The following is a 17,428-nucleotide window of genomic DNA, read 5'->3' as shown; positions in this document are numbered from 1 at the left end:
CTACTCTGACGGTGACGCGGGCGCACGCCCCGACGGAAGGAGATCCCCATGGCGACTCACGACATCCTCAGCCAGGTCCCCCTCGACGACATCGCGCAGAAGCTCGGAGTGTCGCGCGACGAGGCCAAGGTCGCGGTCGAGCAGGGCGGCGCCGTGCTGCTCGGCGGGCTGGCCAAGAACGCGGAGAGTTCCGAGGGATCGGCGGCCATCGAGAAGGCCCTCGGCAAGCACCGCGGTGCGTCGAGCCCGGCGACGGTCGACGACATCGACCAGGAAGACGGCGAGAAGATCGTCTCCCACATCCTCGGCGGGAAGGAGAAGGAGGTCACGAAGGAGCTGACGGAGTCGAAGGCGACCCCGGGCATCGACTTCGGGAAGCTCCTCCCCATCCTCGCGCCGATCGTGATGGGTCTCATCGCCAACGCGACCAAGGACAAGACGGCGAAGGCGGACGCGGGCGCGGAGGGCTCCGGCGGGATCGGCGACGTCATCGGCGGCATCCTCGGCGGCGGCGACTCGGGCTCCGGCGGCGGGTTGGGTGACGTGCTGGGTGGCCTCCTCGGCGGCGGTAAGAGCGGCTCCGGCGGCGGCATCGACCTCGGAGGCATCCTCGGCGGCCTCTTCGGCGGCAAGAAGTAGAACGCGACGCCGCCGCGGCCTGCGATTCAGCGGGTCGCGGCGGTGAACACGATCCGGCCGCCCTGACGCACGGCGGCGCACCCCGGCAGATCGATCGGGCCCTGACCCGACCAGTCGGTCACGAGGCGGGCGACCTCGATCGTCTGCGCGCGGCTCAGGCTCGCCCCGAACTCGCTGTCGACCACGAGCCGGATGATGCGGTTGCGCAGCGCGGCCGGGTTGGCGGCGAGCGCGGCGACGCTCACGGAGATCCCGGCCTCGGCGTGCTCGACGATGTCCTCGATCGTCTCGTGGATCATCTCGTCGAACGCCTCCGCGTCCTCCCGGAGCTGCTCGGCGGTGCGCGCCAACGCCTCGGCGATACCCGGGCCGAGCTGCGTCTCCAGCACCGGGAGCACGTGGCGACGCACCCGCACCCGCGTGTAGCGGTCGTCGGTGTTGTGCGGGTCTTCCCACGGCTGCAGCTCCGCCGCGCCGCAGAACGCACGGGTGGTCTCGCGGCGCACGCGGAGCAGCGGACGCAGCCACCGGAGGCCGTCGTCGTCCTCCCGGTCCGGCGCCATGCCCTGCAGGCTCGTCGCCCCGGAGCCGCGGGCGAGTCCGAGCAGGACCGTCTCGGCCTGGTCGTCGAGGGTGTGTCCGAGCAGGACCGCCCGCGCGCCGATCTCGCCCGCCGCGTCCCGGAGCACGCGGTAGCGCGCATCCCGCGCGGCCGCCTCCGGACCCCCGTCGCCGTCGACCTCGACGCGGAGGACGAGCGCCTCCAATCCGAGCCGTCCGGCGATGCGTCCCGTCTCGGCGGCGACCTCGGCGGACCCCTGCTGCAGACCGTGGTCGACCGTCACCGCGGTCGCACGCACCCCGACTTTCGCGGCCTCGAACGCGGTGGCCGCCGCCAGTGCGAGCGAGTCGGCACCGCCGGACACCGCGACGACGACGGTCGAGCCCTCGGGCAGGTCGGCGAGCGCGGTGCGCACGGCGAGGCGGATCTCGGCGACGGCGGGGTCGAGGGAAGGCATCCCTCCACGCTAGGGCACCGCCTCCTCCGTCACGGTCGGATCCGCGGCCCCCGAGTAGGCTGGTCCGCGGCATCCAACCGATCTTCCTGAGGAGCACACGCATGGGCGCACACGACGCCGTCATCGAGATCCCGCGCGGCAGCCGCGTGAAGTACGAGGTCGACCACGAGACCGGGCGAGTGCACCTCGACCGCGTGCTCTACACGACCTTCGGCTACCCGGCCGACTACGGCTACTTCGACAACACGCTCGGCGAGGACGGCGACCCGCTCGACGTGCTGGTGCTCCTCGACCACCAGATCTACCCCGGCGTCGTCGTCGAGGTCCGCCCGGTCGCCGTACTGAAGATGAGCGACGAGGCCGGCGGAGACGACAAGCTCGTCGCCGTGCTCTCCAAGGACCCGCGCTGGGCCCACATCCAGGACATCGACGACGTGCCGGAGTACACGAAGAAGGAGATCGCGCACTTCTTCGAGCACTACAAGGACCTCGAGCCCAACAAGTGGGTCAAGGTCGACGAGTGGGGCAACGCCGCCGAGGCGCAGCGCATTCTCGACGAGGCCATCGTCCGCTTCGGCGAGCAGGGCCACTGACCGGACCCATCTGGGTCGCCGACCTCTCTGGGGCGCTGACCTATCTCGGTCGCCGACCTTCTCTGGGTCGCCGACCTCTCTCGGTCGCCGACCTTCTCTGGTTCGCTGAGCCTGTCGAAGCGAAGACCCCCGGACGCCATGCGTCCGGGGGTCTTCCGCTATCCAGCCGTCCGTCAGACGGAGATGCCCTTGCTCGCCATGAAGTCGATGGGGTTCGTGTAGCGGCCGTTGATGTAGACCTCGAAGTGCAGGTGGCAGCCGAAGGAGCCGCCGGTGTTGCCCGCATACGCGATGACCTGGCCGGCGCGCACCCACTGGCCGTTCCGGACCGCGAAGCCGCCGGGCTTGATGTGCGCGTAGCCGGTCGCGATGCCGCCGCCGTGCTGGATCCGGACGTAGTTGCCGTACCCGCCGTTGTAGAACGCGGCATCGACAGTGCCCGAGTGCGCCGCGTAGATCGCCGCGCCGCAGCCGTTCGCGAGGTCGACGCCGTAGTGCCAGCTCGACGAGCAGCCGTTGGCGTTGCACTGCTGGGAGCGCGGGCCGTAGCCGGAGCTGCGGTAACCGCCATGCGGACGCACCCAGCCGCCGCTTCCCGGGGTCCCGCCGCCGCCGCTGTTGCCGCCGGCATTCGCGGCGGCTTCGGCGGCCTCGCGGCGCTTACGCTCCTTCTCGCGCTCCTCGACGCCCTTCTGGTAGCCGGCGACGGTGGTCGCGGTGGTGTCCTTCAGCGCGGCGAGCTGCGCCTGCATCGTGGCGAGGTTCGCCGACTGCTCGTCGAGAGCGGCCTGGGCGGCGTCGGCGGCCTGCTGCGCCGCGACCATCTTCTCCTCGGCGATCTTCTGGAGCCGGTCGCGCTCGTCCCGGGCGACGACCGCCTGATCGCTGAGCGACTGGGCAGAGTTCCGCGCGGCGACCGCGTCGTTGTAGACGGTCTGGTTGTACTCGAGGAGCTTGTCCATCGAGCCGAGGCGGGCGAGGAGCTCGTCGGCGTTGGCTGCGGAGCCCGCGAAGAACAGCTCCAGCGAGGTGTCGTCACCGCCGTTGCGGTAGAGCTGCGCGGCGACCTGACCGGCCTTGCGGGCGGACTCGTCGGCGACGGCGGCCTGCGCGTCCGCCTTCTCCTGCAGCGAGTCGGCCTCCGCGATCGCGGCGAAGTAGGCCTGCTGCGCGTTGTAGAACTCGGTCGAGGCGACCTCGGCGGCGGCCTGCGTCTCGGAGACCTTCTGCGTGAGTGACTGGATCAGTCCCTCGATGCGCTTCACCTCTGCGGCTTTGGAGGCCTCGTTCTGCTTGGCCTTCTGCACGTCGTCCCAGCTCGGGTACGACGCGGCGTGGGCGGCCGTGACTCCAGACGAGATGCCGAACGCGCTGAGGGCGACGACGCTGAGCGCGCCGAGTCCGAGAGCGCCGCGGCGGCTGATGCCGTCACCGAAGAGGGCACGGCGCTCCGTCGGGGTGGGCGCACACCCGCAGTCCGCGGATGCCGCGAGTGCCGCATCCTGCGTGGTCTTCTCGTTCACACGGCCCCTTCCGCCGGTTTCACAGATGCCACAGTAACAACAACTTTCACACCAGCACCAGACTCCTGGAGCGGCGTGAACAGCATCCCCGGCCCCTCCATGGTCCCGCTCGAACACGCCCGGGGGAAGCGGGTTCCGGGCTCGATTCGCGATTTGCCCGGATGATCCCTTATGCTTGAGCGTCGGCAAGGAAGTCCCCCGGGACTGACTCGGCCCCATCGTTTAGCGGCCTAGGACGCCGCCCTTTCACGGCGGTAGCACGGGTTCGAATCCCGTTGGGGTCACTCCATCCGATACAATTGAAAACACCAGTATGGCCCTGTAGCGCAGTTGGTTAGCGTGCCGCCCTGTCACGGCGGAGGTCGCGGGTTCAAGTCCCGTCAGGGTCGCTCCGTGCGACGAGCTCTTTCTTCGGAGAGGGCTCTTCGTCTAGGACGCGGCAGCATCATCGCCGCGCGGCTCTGTAGCTCAGTTGGTAGAGCGTTCGACTGAAAATCGAAAGGTCACCGGATCGATGCCGGTCGGAGCCACTGGAACCCTCGCGTAGCTTCTACATCGCGGGGGTTCTTTTATGCGCTTATCAGGGTTTTTCCGCGTCAGCGACTGCCTCCCTCCGGGCAGGCTCTGGGGTTTTCAGTCGTGGACTCCGCACAAACTCCGCACTATCAGGCTCAGGCAGCAGCGTCGCCCGAACGCAACTAGCGCCCAATCCTGACCCCAAAGTCTCGATGCATCCCCAGAGATAGAAGCCCCGTGTAGTTGCTAGCGAAGGGCACGGCACGAAGGTGGTCAATCAACGCTCGCTGACGAATCGTCACTGAGCCCTGTTCACCAGTCAAGCGCGCCTTCGCCACCGCGTGGATCGCGTCGATCTCGTCGGCGAAAGCGGATGCAACTGCGAGGTTGATGGAAGGGAACGCGAACTGGATCGTCTCTCGCCACTGTTGCACCCCCTCTTCGGCGCTAGGACCCTTGCTGAGGAACCGGATGGACGGTCCGTGGTGGTCGATGATCACGCCATTCGGGTCCTCCTCGCTACCGAGGCGCAGCCCGGATTTCCGAGGTTGCACTGCAAGCCCGTGCTTCGTCGAGTTGTACACGTTAGCCTCGCGGGCGAGCAGCGCGGCTGCCCGAGTCAAGAGAAATCGAAGGACGTCAGCGTCCTCTGTCCATGCCTCCGCGGATACCTCAGCAGGCGCATCGAGCCTGCCGCGGAATACCTCGCGCAATAGCTCATTGCGCGGAGGGCTGGTCAACAAGTCGCCCGCCATCTGCTTGAACTTCGCGAAGCTCGTCAACGACGAGAGCTTCAGCGGCGGACAAGGCTCCGGTTCCACGTGCGCGAAGTACAACCGCAGGAGTGCCTCCGCCGCGAGGTACATGATCGAGATCGACTCGACCACAGCGAATCCGTCGATCTCTTCGTCGTCTAGTGGCACCTCTAGCTCGACGCCCATACCCCACGCACGGACACCTCCAACGAGCGCGGGATGCAAGGCGGCATCGGCGTCGCCGAGGGCGACGAGCAACGCGATTCGAGTTCGCAGGTACTGCGATGGTGAATGCGAATAGAAGTCACGGTTCAGCTCGTCCGCAAGATTCAGCCCGCTCGCAGGATCAGGCGCCGGCGGCTGCTCATCAGTCATCGATGGATCGTATCCGCAGCCACGGACACTACGATCGGGTAGAGCGGAAGCCCTCTCCTCACTCCGCCCCGGGCTGCTTCTCGCACCGGATTAGATCAGCCCGTCCAGCTTCTGGCCCATGATGCCTGCAGCTTTGGTGGAGCCCTTGATGGTGTTCATGTACACGTCCTGGGTCATGCTCGGGTTCTCGTGTCCGAGGTAGTCGGCGATCTCTGTCGCGGACAGTCCAGCCTTGTCAAGAATCGTGGCTACCGACTTTCGGAACGCGTGCGTTGACAATCCCGGGTACCCCAGGCCGTCGCGACGGTCTCGAAGCTCCCGCTGCGTGTTCGAGGGATCGCGAGGGCGCATCAGCGGAGTCGGGAAGATGAGGTTGGTATCGGCGCGCAGCCTCTCGTGCCGCTTGTGAAGGAGGAGCATGGTCGCTTCCGGCAAGTGGGTGGTACGCGCGGACTTGTCGGTCTTCGCGAACTCCTGCCGCACAATTCCCCGCCCCTTCACACGCACATTCTGCGCGACAACGGAAGCTGTGCCGGCGGCGAAGTCGATAGCGCTCGCTTCGAGCGCGCACACCTCGGCCACTCGCCACCCTGACGCGAGCATGAACGTGATCAGATCCACCGTGTCCCACTCGTTGAGCTTCTCGTCCTCACGGACGCGCTGGAGAAACATCGGCAGTTCGTCCAACGGGATTGCGGTGCTGCCCTTCTTCTTCCTTTGGGTGACGCGCTCGAGCTCACGCACGGGGTTGTGCGACAAAGCCCCGTTCCGCACCGCTAGGCCGAGCATGCCACTCAGCGCCGATCGGCAGTTCTTTGCTGCCCCCGGGCCGGCTTCCTTCTCAACGGCGTTAAGGAACTTCTGCAGCCGTTCAGGTGTGGCCTCGGCGACTGAGAGGTCGCCGATCCGGGGCGCGATATGAGCGGTGACTGCATAGCCGTAGGTCTCCAGCGTGCCTTCTGAGCGCCCCAACTCACGCCGGGACTCCAAGAACCTCTGGCCGAGGGCGCGGAGGTGCGTTGCCGGTTTCAGCTCGCCACCGCGGTCGGCCTCGATCGTGGTCAGCGCATGCCTCAGCGCGGCCGTCGCCTTGGCCTTGCTCGGCGCGTGCTTCTCGATCTGGCGGGATTTGCCGTCCGCGAAACGATACCGCGTGCGGGCACGCCACTTCCCCGGCTGAACCTCGGCCACGTGGATGGTGCCGTAGGTTCCGATCGCCATTCGAGGTCTGGCCATCAGACTTCACCGTCGGTGGATGCGCGGAGTTCGTCAATGAGCACACGCGTGACGCGCCCACGCGCCTGCGGCGTGCTGTCCTCGCCGGCACGGAGCAGGGCCTCGACTTCAAGGGAATGGCCCCAGAGTCGCGCCGCGTACTGCTGAAGCAGAGGTGGGCGTATCCCAAGCTTCTTTGCCGCCCGAGACTCTGCAAGGCTCACACTAGGCCGACGAGCGCTCTGACGCGTGTCACGGTCGGGCACCTCCGTCATGGCCCCCCACTGTGCATCCACCTGGTCATACGACTCGGACTTCCTGCCGTGCACCCTCATATGCTCAAGGGCCGCCATCTCGAGTTCCTCGTCCCACTCGTGATCCCCACCTATCGGCGCGGCGCCCACGTGCGCATAGTCGCCATCCTCGAGCGCGATCGGTGCGCCCGACAGTACGCGGTTGACCCACTCCCGCCGCACGGGCTGATCCTCACGGAGCTCGTACGGCCGTTCCAGCAACTCCGCAGCCCCAAGAAGGTCGGCGAGTCGAAGCGGCTCACCAGAGAGCTTTCCAAGTGCGAGTGCGAGCGTGAGAAGCGTCGGAACCGTCGGCGCAGCCTTGCCCCGCTCAATCGCCTGGACGCTAGACAGGCTCCACGTTGCTCCGTAATCGCGTCCAACGGTCGCGATCGCCTCAAGGGTAATCCCGTGCCGCCGCCGGTAGGCGGCAAGAAATCCGCCCACCGCTTCCGCGTATGCCATTGATTCCATGCTTACAAGTTACCAGAATCATGTAGCTTGTGTTACGGTACCTCACAAGTTACAAATTTCTGGTACTCGCTATCAAAGGACTCCGCATGACACAGACGACGAACACCCTCCTCGACGTTCACGATCTCTCCGCCCAGACCGGCATGTCTGTGTCGACTATCTACCGCAAGCGGTCGCTCGGTGAGCCGCTCCCCCGGGCCGTGAAGATCGGCGCCGCTGTTCGCTGGCGTCAGGCCGATGTCGACCGTTGGATCGAGGAGCAGCTCGAGCCGGCGATGTGATGCGTCCTCGCCGGACCCATTGCGCGCGGAAACCGTGCGGAACTTCGAGGCAACTGTCGGGACCGACACGTTCCGCGTGGTGTTCCGCACGTGGCGCGCCCCGCCGTCGCCTAGATAACCCGCGCACGGGAGCGGAGATGCGGACGGAACCCCATCACTTCTCTATTGGCACCTCGGAGGCGAAATAGGTGCAGTCCGCGCAGGAGAAGTGCGGGGGTGACTTCCGCACTACCGATCTTCCTCGGCTCCCGGGAGCGTGCCTGCTCTTGCCTCGCCCCCGAAGCGGCCTGCTGGTGCTCAACACGCGCACGGCAGGGTGCAGGCGCGGATACGAAGGGACCGCAACCACAAGATCGACATCACGCTCGAACCCTGAGCGAGCACTACCCATACGGAAGAAACAAAAAGGGCCACCGAGCTGCAACTCGGCGACCCCATGGCGGATCTGAAAGGAGATCCTGCATTTGACTACCACCAGCGTACCTGAAGACCGCGATATCCCCGAGGCGCTCGGGAAGCGGTCCACCGCGCAGCAGCTCGTTGAGTTGGCCCTCGATCACTACGACCTTCACGTCGATACCGATGGCAAGCCTTTCGGTGTTCGCAAGGGCGGTCACGTAGCGATTCCTCTCCTCGGCAGCAGACGCTCCGTCCGCAAGGAACTCGGCGGCATGTACCGGCGTCGGACCGCTCGCACAGCCTCGCAGAACGCGTTGACTGAGGCGATGAGCGCGCTTGAGTACGAGGCGGAGGAGAGTTTCGAGCCCATCAAGCTGCACCTGCGCACGGCGCGCCCCAGCGACGACGAGATCTTCATCGACATCGGCGATCGCAGTGAGCAGGTCATCCGCGTGACGGCAGCCGGCTGGGAGATCCTCGACGGCGACGATGACCTTCCCGTGCTGTTTCGCCGCACCGCCGTGACCGCCCCTTTGCCCGTCCCTGCGCGCGGCGGAAACCTCGACGCATTGTGGGAGTTCGTCAATCTGCCGGCCTCGGACCGCGGCTTGATCATCGGCTGGCTCGTCGCTGCGACGATCCTTGTCGGTCTTCCGTGCCCGGCCTTGGCTCTGCTCGGTGAACAGGGAACCGCCAAGACCAGTAGTGCACGACGGCTCTTCTCCCTGTTCGATCCGACCACCGCGCCGGTGAGGCGCCCACCGAACGATGCGGACCGGCTGCTTCACGCCGGGGCTCACTCGCGCGGCGTGGTCTTCGACAATATGTCGTCGATGCCGCGTTGGTTGTCGGACGGCTTGTGCCGATTCGTGACCGGTGAAGCTGATGTCGACCGCGCGCTGTACACCGACGACGACGTGCGCATCATGCAGGTGCAGGGCGTCCTGGGATTCACCAGTATCGATATCGGCGTTCTCAACGGCGACCTCGCCGAGCGATGCGTCTGGGGAGATCTTGAGGTGATCCCCGCAGACAGGCGTCGCTCAGAACGCGAGTTGAACTCCGCTTGGAACGCGAGCTACGCCTCGATGGTGGGTGCATTGTTGGACCTTGTTGTTCTGACCTTGCAGCAGCTGCCCGTCGTGAAACTCGGCAACAAGCCTCGGATGGCGGACTTCGCCGAGATCTTGGCCGCTCTTGATCATGCAACGGGGTCAGACACTCTGAGCCGTTACCGGCGGGCGCAAGATTCTGTCGCCGAGGACATCGTGAGCACCGACCAGTTCCTGGTGGCGATCACCGAGACGATCAAACGTCGCTGGACGGGTACCGGCAAGGCCCTTCACGAGCTCTTGCGCAGACCCTCGGACGATCGCTATTGGCCCGAGCCTCGTGGCATGAGTGGCAAGCTCCGGCGAGTGGCTCCGGATCTTCGAAAGGCAGGGTGGCAGATCGACGAGATCAAGCCGGACCCGACCACCAAGCGTTCCAAGACTTGGGTTCTGGTGCCTCCGGATTCCGCCATCTCCGATGCGGATCTTGCGAGCGTGAAACTGACCCGCGAGTTCGTCGCTGAAGACGTTCGAGCGTGGATCGCTAGGTTCATGGCGAACGGGGCCACCGCCTCATGCGCCACCGACCACGGATCCGCTGCGAGCTCGGGCTTCCCTATCACTTGCCGGACGCCCGGCTGCACTGCCGGCTGGCGCTCCGAGTGGGACACGCCGTTGCAGCGGTCCCGAGCGCTGACCTCACGACTCGCGGACGAACTCACGGCTCTCGGTATCAGCGTTGCTGACCTGGACCAGTACGTCGGCAGCGATCCCTTTGCACCTCCGGGTAGGGGCGAGGAGACCGTAGCCCCACCTAAGACCGAGCCCCGTTGATCGGGGCTGACCACTACACCGCACCGTTAGGAGAACACCATGCGAAGGACCCGTAGTCAGCTCCGAGCTGCGCAGATCGCCGCGCTGCAGGCCGAGCAGGACGCCTACGACAAGAACGTGAACGACGCGATCAAGGTCGCGGCGTTCGCACGCTGTGACGCCGTCGAGCAGCTGTACGAGCTTCTCGACGTCCAGCCTGAACCACCCATCATTCGTGATGGCAAGCACGGCCGCTACGAGGTCACGTCCGATAAGGACGAGGCCAAGCGCGCTGCTCGCCTCATCGAGGCTGTCACCGTCCTGCTATCAATTGAGGAGCAGCCTACGACGCAACCAGTCGGCAGTGATCGTCAGGTTCCTGCTCAGGCAGCTGAGAGACCGCCGCAGGCGGCTTCTCCGGCCCTGGTCGCGACGACTTCAAGCACGCCGACGGCGGTCAAGCAGCCAGCCGCCTGAGCGTTGCGTCGCCCGCGGCCCCGTGCGGTCGCGGCGAGTAGAGAAACCCCATCTGCCCTCGAAGAGGCGCTGATGGGGTTTCTCCGTTTCGGAAGGTGGCGCCACGACCTGTGCGTGGAGGCGGGAGCCTTCATCCGGGTGTCGGGCCGGAGGCCTGACCAAGGAGTATCCAAGGACAGGAGCGCAGCGATATGTCTGACGGATAAACTGCTTGCCGTTATTTGTGTAGTCTGGGACCACCCTCGCGGAGCGGGGAAGCAAAGGCCCAGACTGCACAAAGAACCGAGCGAAGGGGACGACCTGATGACGAGGACCGGCAAGGCGAGCGAAGCGACGCCGCGTCGTCCGAGGAAGAGGGTCGTCAACTTTGCGAAGCGCCGCACACTGAGGTTCAGCGACGACGAGGAACGAGCCGTCGACGACGTGCGGCGAGCTTTGGCCAAGTCCTCCGGACGCGACCTCGAAGAGGTCTCCTTCTCCGAAGCTCTGCGCCTGCTCATTACTGACCGTGAGGGTGCCGCCGAGGTGGAAGCGAGGGCGCTGGCTATCGAGCGCCAGGGCCCGAACGTGACCGACTGGGGCCTGGCCGACATCTCCGATCGGCTCGGGTACGAGCTCGGTCCGATTCGCAATCACATCGCGCATATCGGCGGCAACCTCAATCAGATCGCGAAGCGGCTGAATATCGGCGACCCGGTGACCGCTGGGGAGGTCTCGGAGGCTCTCCTTACGGTGGCTGAGCTACGCGATGTTCCCGACGATATCGAGAAGCGCATCGCACGCCTCGTGGACCATGGCCTGCCGCCGCGCGGGACGGTGTAGTTATGCCTGTTGTGGTGGCGAGCTCGACGCGGTCGGCCGATGCGCTGATCAACTATGCGCTCGATGACAAGCCCGAGCAAGATGGCGAGCGGTACGTCATGGCGTCCGGCGTGGGCGGCATGCTGGTATCGGTCGCGAAGCAGCAGATGCGCGACGTCCGCAAGAAGTGGGGTAAGGACAAGCCTGGCGCGTTCGTCCAGGCGTATCACGTCATCCAGTCTTTCGCGAAGGACGAGTTGGACCCCGAAGAGCCAGACGACTGGCTGACGGCTCAGAAGCTCGGGACAGCACTCGCAGAAGAGAGGTTCCCCGGCCGACAGGTGCTCGTTGTAACACAACGAGACGGGCGAACAGGCTGTGTGCACAACCACCTCGTCGCGAACTCCATCGAGACCAAAACCGGCCGCAGTCTCAACAGTTCAGTCGTCACGCACGCACGCCTTGTCGAGGCACATGAGCGTGTTCTTGAACAGCGCGGCTTCGAGCAGCGAGCGGACCTCAAGCAGGCCTTCAGCGACGCGAACGAGCGCTTCGAGCGGGGCGAGCCGAGCGGTCTTCGCCGCGCCGGGTCGACCGCGGACAGTGAGCTTCGCGAATGGCAGCGGCACATCATCTGGGAAACAGAATGCGACCTCGCGGATGAGTTCGGTGCGCCCCGCAACAAGCAACCTTTTAGTCTCACCGTGCTGAGGGCGAGCATCGAGAACACGCTCGCCGATCCAGCCGTTGTCGACTGGGACAGCTTCGTCGAAGTCGGTAGAACCCGAGGCGTTCAGATCGAACAGCGCGGCAAGAAGGGCCGTGGCATTTCGTACGGCATGCTTCGCGAGAATCCGGACCGAACCCCAGCCGATCCAACGCCGAGTGATCGACGCCGCTGCACCACACTCGGCACGGCCTTCGAGAGGGACGCTGTTGAGACCGCTTTCGCTCGCAACAGCGCGGTGACATTGTCCGTGCCACAACACACGACTGTTGAACGCCGACTGTCGCCCAAGAAACGCATGATGATCGCTCTGGACGAGGCGACACAGGAGGCAAATCGCGCCGCGCAACGCCTGGTGGCTACAGCCCTGTCAAACGCCGACGCGATGACAAGCGAACACGAGAATTCCGGTGCGCACGCTCCCACCGAGCTACCCGCAGTCCCGGGCACAATGGGACTGTCGGAACTCCGAGAAACTCAGCCACGGATCGCGGACCCAGAGGAACCAGAAACGGAGGTCACGGTTCCCGACTACCGTCCGCACGACGTCGAGCAACCGCGATCGGCGCGGCCGCAGGCTAACACCGGTGAGAATCAGGAGACCTCCCCCAAGCCTCGCCCGCTGCGACTGCGGTTCCCCGCACTCTTCGAAGAGGCGGAGCTTTCCGCGCCCGATCACCAAGAACGGAGCATCGGCGACTAGCACTGTGCAGTGGGTGGCCGGTGACCGCCTCGTGTCCATATAGTGGTCCGACGGTGCCCACACTACATAGTCGCTAGTGGCAGTCCGAAAAACGGGCTTCAGCTGGTCCTTTACAGGCCGGTTCGTGGTCACTAACGGGACACCGGCATTTCGCTGGGCAGCAGGGGTGGCCAGAACATGACCACAATATGGTCGCTCGGCGCCCACTGATCTCGGCCGTTTCGCATTCTCCACGTTGAGTTGTCGACGCCATGTCCGAGTCGGCACTCACGGGCATGATGGATGGATGCAGATCCATGAGACAGCCGACAGCTTCGACCTGCCGGATGAGCGCGTGTGGGTCGTGGGCGACCTCCACGGCAATGCTGGATGGATTCAAACGCTGCTGCCCGCGATGCGTCGGCATGACCCATCGCTGCGCACCATCCTTCAACTCGGAGATTACGGTTTCGAGCATGCTCAGCCCGGGACTGGCCCGGTCGATTATTGGGCGAAGCGCACAGGCATCGAGCGCGTGCTGGTCACGCCTGGCAACCACGAAGAGTGGAACCACATCACCCCGGCGCAGGAAAGCGCCTCCGGTATGGCGATCAGGGTCAGTGACGTCGTGTGGCTCATCCCCCGGCCGTTCCGTTTTCAGATCGCGGGACGCGAGGTGCTATCGCTCGGCGGCGCGTCCAGCGTCGACAAGGCGTTTCGAACTGCGGGCAAGGACTGGTTCGAGGATGAACTCATCACGGAACCGATGGAAGCCGCCGCGATTGCCGGCGGCCCGGCCGACCTTATGCTCACGCACGAGTCTCCAGCGATCGCGGTACCGGAGGTGCAGCGGCTGCTCACGAACAATCCGCATGATTTTCCTCCCGAGGCGTTGGCCGTATCTGCTGCACAGAGAGAGCGTGTGCAACGTGTATCTGATGCTGCGCTCCCCCGCTTGCACATGCACGGCCATATGCACGTTTACGGTAAGTTTGAGCGCGAGGACGGCAGGACCGTGGTCAGTCTCGATCGGGACACGTTTGCCTGCAACGCAGGAGTGCTCGACCTCGCGGGCCTCGCGTTCAGCCCACTTCCACTCAACGAGATCCGCGGCGGAAGACGACGGTACAAGCACCGCGCTGATCAAGGCGATGGCGCCGTCGTTCGCAGCTGATGGACCGGCGGATCGTCACCCTCCGCGGGATGATGCGAGCAGCCCGGAAGCGACTGGCCTCATGCGCTCTCCACTTCGAGGCGCAGATCGCGCTGCCCCGAACCGGTTGCTGGGGGCTTAGCGAGCGCCCCAGCTCCGTAGGAGCATTCCGCTGAGCCCTGTGCTCATCCGCCCAGAACTCGTCTCCGGGCGTGGCACAAATCTGACCTCTCTGCCCTTCTAATCACGGGAATGAGACCTCAGCGGACGCCGATGGAGCTAAGTGTGTCATTGGACCGCCAGCGGCCTGGATGATGATGAACCCGGCTCGATGCTGAACTCGATGAGCCGAATCGTATTTACTTTGTTTATTTCGCGGGGCAGCTCACGTTGCGCGCACGCCGGCCCACGCAGCTACGTGGTCACGTCGCTCTGAACACATCGACGCGGGACGTCGATAGCTAGGTCACGGGCGCCTGCCCCGGCCGCGCCGACTACGACGATGTCGACCTGATCGCTGAGGTTCTGCATCAACAGTGACCCCCCGCCGCTTACGCAAGCTATACTCGCTAATGACCGTTAGGATCCGATGATGTCGAACGCAACCGCACACCCCCTCCGCAGCGATCGACGCGCATACCTCACGGCGACTCGGTCGGACGAAGGTCGCGAGATCACCATCAAGATCGTCGGTCCTGTGGAATTCACGGACCACGAGGCCGAGGAGCTCGCGCACGAGCTGAACGTGCTGGGCTCCAGCGGTCGGCGCGCTCACCTCATCAGCATCCTGCAGGGCGTGAACAAGGCGCTCCGGCTCGAGGAAGAGCCTGGGCACTCGTCGCTGACGGAGGCTGAGCTGGACGCACTGCGCGCAGCCGGCTCGCTCGTTGAGCCGGAGAACGCGCTGCCTGTCGAAGAGCGCCCCAGCGTGCTCACGGCCCTCCGCCAGCAGGACATCCTCGCTGAGGCGCTGCCGACTAAGCGCGTCGCAGAACTGCTCGACGTGACCGAAGGCCGAGTGCGCCAGCGCCACGGCGAGGGGACTCTCTTCGCGATCCCGGGCCCCGGCCGCGGCCTGCGGTTCCCGACGTTCCAGTTCACCGACCACGGTGAGCTCCCGGGCTGGGGAACGGTGAGCCGAGCGCTGCCCGAAGGGGCGAACCCCGTGGCCGTGGAGTACTTCCTCACTCACGCTCACCCCGACCTGGGAGACGGCGAGCTGACTCCTGCCCAGTGGCTCGCAGCCGGCAAGCCCGCAGAACCTGTCGCGGCGCTGGCCGAGCAGGCGTTCTCGATCCGATGAGCGCGCTTCCTGCCCCCGACGCATCGAAGTTCCCGCATCCTCTCCCCCCGAGCGCTGTCCGTACGCTGCCGGCCGGCACGATCTTCGGACGCATCTACGACGCCGGCGGCGCTCACCCTGCCCGGTGGCACGAGCTCCGCCACTTCGGGCCCACGGGGAGCCGATTCGATCACCACCCCGATCCCGTGGGTCACCATCCGAACCACGCCGTGACCTACGTCACGCCCCAGATCACGGTTCCACCGGAGACGGCAGTTCAGAGCCTCCTGCTCGTTTGCCTATCAGAGTGCTTCAGCGACCGAGGCGTCATCGAACGCGGTGGCGTCGGAGCGGGAGGGACCGGGGGCACGCAGCCTCGGTTCGTGCTGTTCGCGACCACCCGCGAGATCACACTCCTCGACCTTATCGACAGCACCTGGGTCACGGACGTCGGCGGGAACGATCAGATCAACACTGGCGATCGGTCGCTGTCCCGGCCGTGGGCCCGCGCCATCCACCAGGCATATCCCGACGTCGACGGCGTCTTCTACCGCCCCCGCACCATCGCGCAGCGTCCGCAGCTCCCCGAGGCTCGCGCCGCGGCGCTGTGGGAGCGCGCCGAAGACGCCCTGCCGGTGAGCCCGACCGCGGACATCGAACTCAGCTCGCCTGGACTCACCGTGACGCTCGAGTCGTTCGCGAAGACCCTAGGCCTCGGCTTGGCGTAGAGACCCGAAAGGAGGGTGTCATGACCGCCCGTACCTGGTCTCAAGACCTCGAATACCTTCGCACTACGCTCACGCGTGCTCAGCAGACGCGCTATCGGCGCCAGGAATTTGTCCAGCTCGAGGACGGCAACACGGAGCTCGGATGGGTTCTCTATGAACGCGAGCAGATGCTCGCAGCAGTGAACGCTCTCCACGCCGCTGCAGGCAAAGCGCCCGTCTCGAGCGACCAGCTCCAGGCTGCAGAAAGCAGTGCCTGTGGCCATGTCGACTATACGTCGAAGTTCGCCATCGGGTGCGCGGACCTGGTGGCCGCGGAATGAGTCCGTCATCCGCCACCCCGCACGCCTCCGACTCGGCCGAGCAGCGCATGGCGGAGCAGCGCATGGCGGAGCGCGCGATCGTCGCGGCCGTCGCCGAGCAGCTGGGCGTCGCGCTCACTCCCGCTCGGATCGCGATCGATGACGCCCACATGGAGATCGACGGGCGACCCCAGACCGCATGGTCCTCGTGGAGGCCTACGCCCGTATCGGCGCACTCAAGGGTGCGCAGCCCCGCAAGCTCGCCACCGACGCGTTCAAACTCGCCTGGGCCGGTCAGAAGCTCGGTGCGACCCGGCTCATCCTCGCCGTGGCTGACGAGGCGGCGGCCAGCTACCTGCATCGCCCGGGCGCGTGGCTGACGGCTTCCATCCGCGACGCCGGCATCGAGATCATCGTCGCCGAACTCGGCGACGTGATGCGCGAAGCGATTCTCGCGGCGCAGGCTCGTCAGTACCGCTGAGATTCAGCTACTGTAGCTCGCGGCGGCCGCGACGGAACTTCTTCTTCTTGAGCGGCGCCGTCGGCCGTGGATCAGCTGCCTGCGAGAGCGGATCGACGTACCCTCGCCGGTTCGCCGGCACCCACCCCTTTGGTGTGTGATCGCGCTCAGCATGGCGTGCGTCGAGCCCGGCCTCACGCCGTTGCCCACGTGCGCGCCCCGCGCGCGCCTGGCGCTCTTTCGCGATGCGTTCACGCTCCTGCTCACGCAGGACGTCCGCTCGCCGCTGCTCCTCAGACGTAAGCCGCGGGGCGCCATCAGAGGAACGAACCGGGTGCTTCTTTCCGTCGCCGACGCGCAGACGGATACTCGCGGCGTTCTTCGCCTTCCAGTTCGTCCCCTGCTCGAACCCGCGCGCCTCTCCCACGGCGGCCTCAGTGCGCGGCGTCGTACGCCTGCTGCACCGCGTCGGGGACGCGGCCGCGGTCGGAGACCTGGTGACCGTTCTCCTTCGCCCACGCGCGGATTGCCGAGAGGTCGCGCTTGGCGGCGCCCTGCGAGTTCCGGCGCCCACGGCCTCCGCGAGTACCGCCGGCGGACACCCGGCGGGCTGCCGCGATCCACGGCTCAAAGGCCTCTCGCAACGCTGCTGCGTTCTTCTCGGACAGATCGATCTCGTACGCGGTGCCGTTCAGGGAGAAGGTCACCGCCTCGCCGGATCCGACTTCCAGGACTTCTCCGTCGATGTCGTCGACGAGCTGATGCACGATTTTGCGGGCCATGCCGCCGAACATATCAGCCAGCATCTAAGCCGAATCGCAATGGTGGCCGATATCCCGCGAACTGCGTGCGGGATTCGAGACCACTCTTGT

Annotated in this window: 19 protein-coding genes and 3 tRNA genes; 15 read left to right on the top strand and 7 right to left on the bottom strand. The window is 65.9% G+C overall.

Annotation, left to right across the window (positions count from 1 at the left end):
- Positions 1-48 precede the first annotated feature (48 nt).
- On the top strand, positions 49-639 hold the full coding sequence (locus tag C6C15_RS03095) for a DUF937 domain-containing protein (protein ID WP_060921546.1): 591 nt from the start codon (positions 49-51) through the stop codon (positions 637-639).
- A 26-nt stretch (positions 640-665) separates the two neighbouring features.
- On the opposite strand, the gene tilS is transcribed toward C6C15_RS03095, so the two are convergent.
- A complete protein-coding gene (tilS, locus tag C6C15_RS03090) occupies positions 666-1,658 on the bottom strand; it encodes a tRNA lysidine(34) synthetase TilS (RefSeq protein ID WP_105949243.1) in 993 nt (330 codons plus the stop codon).
- Positions 1,659-1,759: 101 nt separating this feature from the next.
- Here tilS and ppa point away from each other — a divergent pair, with 101 nt between their 5' ends.
- Positions 1,760-2,251, top strand: coding sequence for an inorganic diphosphatase (gene ppa, locus C6C15_RS03085; RefSeq protein ID WP_025104593.1), 492 nt, complete (start codon positions 1,760-1,762; stop codon positions 2,249-2,251).
- Positions 2,252-2,424: 173 nt separating this feature from the next.
- On the opposite strand, the gene C6C15_RS03080 is transcribed toward ppa, so the two are convergent.
- Complete coding sequence (locus C6C15_RS03080; RefSeq protein WP_105949242.1) at positions 2,425-3,774, bottom strand: M23 family metallopeptidase; 1,350 nt, start codon at positions 3,772-3,774, stop codon at positions 2,425-2,427.
- A gap of 211 nt (positions 3,775-3,985) precedes the next feature.
- Between C6C15_RS03080 and C6C15_RS03075 the strand changes: the two genes are divergently transcribed.
- The 3 genes from C6C15_RS03075 (at position 3,986) to C6C15_RS03065 (ending at position 4,304) form a co-directional block, all read left to right on the top strand.
- Positions 3,986-4,058, top strand: a tRNA-Glu gene (locus C6C15_RS03075).
- Between the two features lie 31 nt (positions 4,059-4,089).
- Positions 4,090-4,163, top strand: a tRNA-Asp gene (locus tag C6C15_RS03070).
- Positions 4,164-4,231: 68 nt separating this feature from the next.
- Positions 4,232-4,304: transfer RNA gene (locus C6C15_RS03065), tRNA-Phe, on the top strand.
- A gap of 168 nt (positions 4,305-4,472) precedes the next feature.
- Here C6C15_RS03065 and C6C15_RS03060 read toward each other — a convergent pair.
- The 3 genes from C6C15_RS03060 to C6C15_RS03050 all read right to left on the bottom strand — a co-directional run bounded on the left by C6C15_RS03060 (position 4,473) and on the right by C6C15_RS03050 (position 7,393).
- Positions 4,473-5,420, bottom strand: a complete 948-nt coding sequence (locus tag C6C15_RS03060; protein ID WP_029266130.1) for a hypothetical protein — start codon at positions 5,418-5,420, stop codon at positions 4,473-4,475.
- A 90-nt stretch (positions 5,421-5,510) separates the two neighbouring features.
- Positions 5,511-6,641, bottom strand: a complete 1,131-nt coding sequence (locus tag C6C15_RS03055; RefSeq protein WP_062635495.1) for a site-specific integrase — start codon at positions 6,639-6,641, stop codon at positions 5,511-5,513.
- Positions 6,642-6,655: 14 nt separating this feature from the next.
- Complete coding sequence (locus C6C15_RS03050; RefSeq protein ID WP_062635493.1) at positions 6,656-7,393, bottom strand: helix-turn-helix domain-containing protein; 738 nt, start codon at positions 7,391-7,393, stop codon at positions 6,656-6,658.
- A 95-nt stretch (positions 7,394-7,488) separates the two neighbouring features.
- Here C6C15_RS03050 and C6C15_RS03045 point away from each other — a divergent pair, with 95 nt between their 5' ends.
- From C6C15_RS03045 to C6C15_RS03005, 9 genes are all read left to right on the top strand, one after another.
- Positions 7,489-7,683, top strand: coding sequence for a helix-turn-helix transcriptional regulator (locus tag C6C15_RS03045; RefSeq protein WP_062635491.1), 195 nt, complete (start codon positions 7,489-7,491; stop codon positions 7,681-7,683).
- 464 nt (positions 7,684-8,147) lie between these two features.
- Positions 8,148-9,968 carry a hypothetical protein gene (locus C6C15_RS03040; RefSeq protein ID WP_051667911.1) on the top strand — a complete coding sequence of 607 codons (1,821 nt, stop codon included), beginning with the start codon at positions 8,148-8,150 and terminating at the stop codon, positions 9,966-9,968.
- 39 nt (positions 9,969-10,007) lie between these two features.
- Complete coding sequence (locus C6C15_RS03035) at positions 10,008-10,424, top strand: hypothetical protein (RefSeq protein ID WP_029266140.1); 417 nt, start codon at positions 10,008-10,010, stop codon at positions 10,422-10,424.
- A gap of 303 nt (positions 10,425-10,727) precedes the next feature.
- Positions 10,728-11,246, top strand: a complete 519-nt coding sequence (mobC, locus tag C6C15_RS03030; protein ID WP_029266142.1) for a plasmid mobilization relaxosome protein MobC — start codon at positions 10,728-10,730, stop codon at positions 11,244-11,246.
- Positions 11,247-11,248: 2 nt separating this feature from the next.
- Positions 11,249-12,655 carry a relaxase/mobilization nuclease domain-containing protein gene (locus C6C15_RS03025; RefSeq protein WP_029266145.1) on the top strand — a complete coding sequence of 469 codons (1,407 nt, stop codon included), beginning with the start codon at positions 11,249-11,251 and terminating at the stop codon, positions 12,653-12,655.
- Between the two features lie 286 nt (positions 12,656-12,941).
- Positions 12,942-13,808: a metallophosphoesterase family protein gene (locus C6C15_RS03020; protein ID WP_051667912.1), complete on the top strand. Its 867-nt coding sequence runs from the start codon at positions 12,942-12,944 to the stop codon at positions 13,806-13,808.
- A 676-nt stretch (positions 13,809-14,484) separates the two neighbouring features.
- On the top strand, positions 14,485-15,090 hold the full coding sequence (locus tag C6C15_RS03015) for a hypothetical protein (RefSeq protein ID WP_143049225.1): 606 nt from the start codon (positions 14,485-14,487) through the stop codon (positions 15,088-15,090).
- Between the two features lie 362 nt (positions 15,091-15,452).
- Entirely contained in the window at positions 15,453-15,797 is a 345-nt protein-coding gene (locus tag C6C15_RS17025; protein WP_143049226.1) for a hypothetical protein, read from the top strand.
- A 20-nt stretch (positions 15,798-15,817) separates the two neighbouring features.
- The gene (locus C6C15_RS03005) at positions 15,818-16,117 is read left to right on the top strand and encodes a hypothetical protein (RefSeq protein WP_029266153.1); all 300 of its coding nucleotides are present in this window, start codon (positions 15,818-15,820) and stop codon (positions 16,115-16,117) included.
- 5 nt (positions 16,118-16,122) lie between these two features.
- Here the strand turns inward: C6C15_RS03005 and C6C15_RS17020 are convergent, their stop codons facing one another.
- The gene (locus C6C15_RS17020) at positions 16,123-16,266 is read right to left on the bottom strand and encodes a hypothetical protein (protein WP_156040315.1); all 144 of its coding nucleotides are present in this window, start codon (positions 16,264-16,266) and stop codon (positions 16,123-16,125) included.
- Between the two features lie 29 nt (positions 16,267-16,295).
- Between C6C15_RS17020 and C6C15_RS03000 the strand changes: the two genes are divergently transcribed.
- A complete protein-coding gene (locus tag C6C15_RS03000) occupies positions 16,296-16,577 on the top strand; it encodes a hypothetical protein (protein WP_029266155.1) in 282 nt (93 codons plus the stop codon).
- A gap of 413 nt (positions 16,578-16,990) precedes the next feature.
- Here C6C15_RS03000 and C6C15_RS02995 read toward each other — a convergent pair whose 3' ends face one another.
- Positions 16,991-17,338, bottom strand: coding sequence for a histone-like nucleoid-structuring protein Lsr2 (locus C6C15_RS02995; protein ID WP_029266159.1), 348 nt, complete (start codon positions 17,336-17,338; stop codon positions 16,991-16,993).
- Between the last annotated feature and the right edge of the window lie 90 nt (positions 17,339-17,428).

This window comes from Microbacterium sp. str. 'China', from assembly GCF_002993305.1.
Lineage (GTDB): Bacteria > Actinomycetota > Actinomycetes > Actinomycetales > Microbacteriaceae > Microbacterium > Microbacterium paraoxydans.
Note: the sequence above shows the minus strand (reverse complement) of the source record. Positions and strands in the feature narration are given on the sequence as shown.

What these genes read in the sequence shown, in the direction of transcription:
- C6C15_RS03095 (WP_060921546.1), top strand. Translation starts at nt 49, where the DNA reads ATGGCGACTCACGACATCCTCAGCCAGGTCCCCCTCGACGACATCGCG.
- tilS (WP_105949243.1), bottom strand. Translation starts at nt 1,658, where the DNA reads ATGCCTTCCCTCGACCCCGCCGTCGCCGAGATCCGCCTCGCCGTGCGC.
- ppa (WP_025104593.1), top strand. Translation starts at nt 1,760, where the DNA reads ATGGGCGCACACGACGCCGTCATCGAGATCCCGCGCGGCAGCCGCGTG.
- C6C15_RS03060 (WP_029266130.1), bottom strand. Translation starts at nt 5,420, where the DNA reads ATGACTGATGAGCAGCCGCCGGCGCCTGATCCTGCGAGCGGGCTGAAT.
- C6C15_RS03055 (WP_062635495.1), bottom strand. Translation starts at nt 6,641, where the DNA reads ATGGCGATCGGAACCTACGGCACCATCCACGTGGCCGAGGTTCAGCCG.
- C6C15_RS03050 (WP_062635493.1), bottom strand. Translation starts at nt 7,393, where the DNA reads ATGGCATACGCGGAAGCGGTGGGCGGATTTCTTGCCGCCTACCGGCGG.
- C6C15_RS03045 (WP_062635491.1), top strand. Translation starts at nt 7,489, where the DNA reads ATGACACAGACGACGAACACCCTCCTCGACGTTCACGATCTCTCCGCC.
- C6C15_RS03035 (WP_029266140.1), top strand. Translation starts at nt 10,008, where the DNA reads ATGCGAAGGACCCGTAGTCAGCTCCGAGCTGCGCAGATCGCCGCGCTG.
- mobC (WP_029266142.1), top strand. Translation starts at nt 10,728, where the DNA reads ATGACGAGGACCGGCAAGGCGAGCGAAGCGACGCCGCGTCGTCCGAGG.
- C6C15_RS03025 (WP_029266145.1), top strand. Translation starts at nt 11,249, where the DNA reads ATGCCTGTTGTGGTGGCGAGCTCGACGCGGTCGGCCGATGCGCTGATC.
- C6C15_RS03020 (WP_051667912.1), top strand. Translation starts at nt 12,942, where the DNA reads ATGCAGATCCATGAGACAGCCGACAGCTTCGACCTGCCGGATGAGCGC.
- C6C15_RS03005 (WP_029266153.1), top strand. Translation starts at nt 15,818, where the DNA reads ATGACCGCCCGTACCTGGTCTCAAGACCTCGAATACCTTCGCACTACG.
- C6C15_RS03000 (WP_029266155.1), top strand. Translation starts at nt 16,296, where the DNA reads ATGGTCCTCGTGGAGGCCTACGCCCGTATCGGCGCACTCAAGGGTGCG.
- C6C15_RS02995 (WP_029266159.1), bottom strand. Translation starts at nt 17,338, where the DNA reads ATGGCCCGCAAAATCGTGCATCAGCTCGTCGACGACATCGACGGAGAA.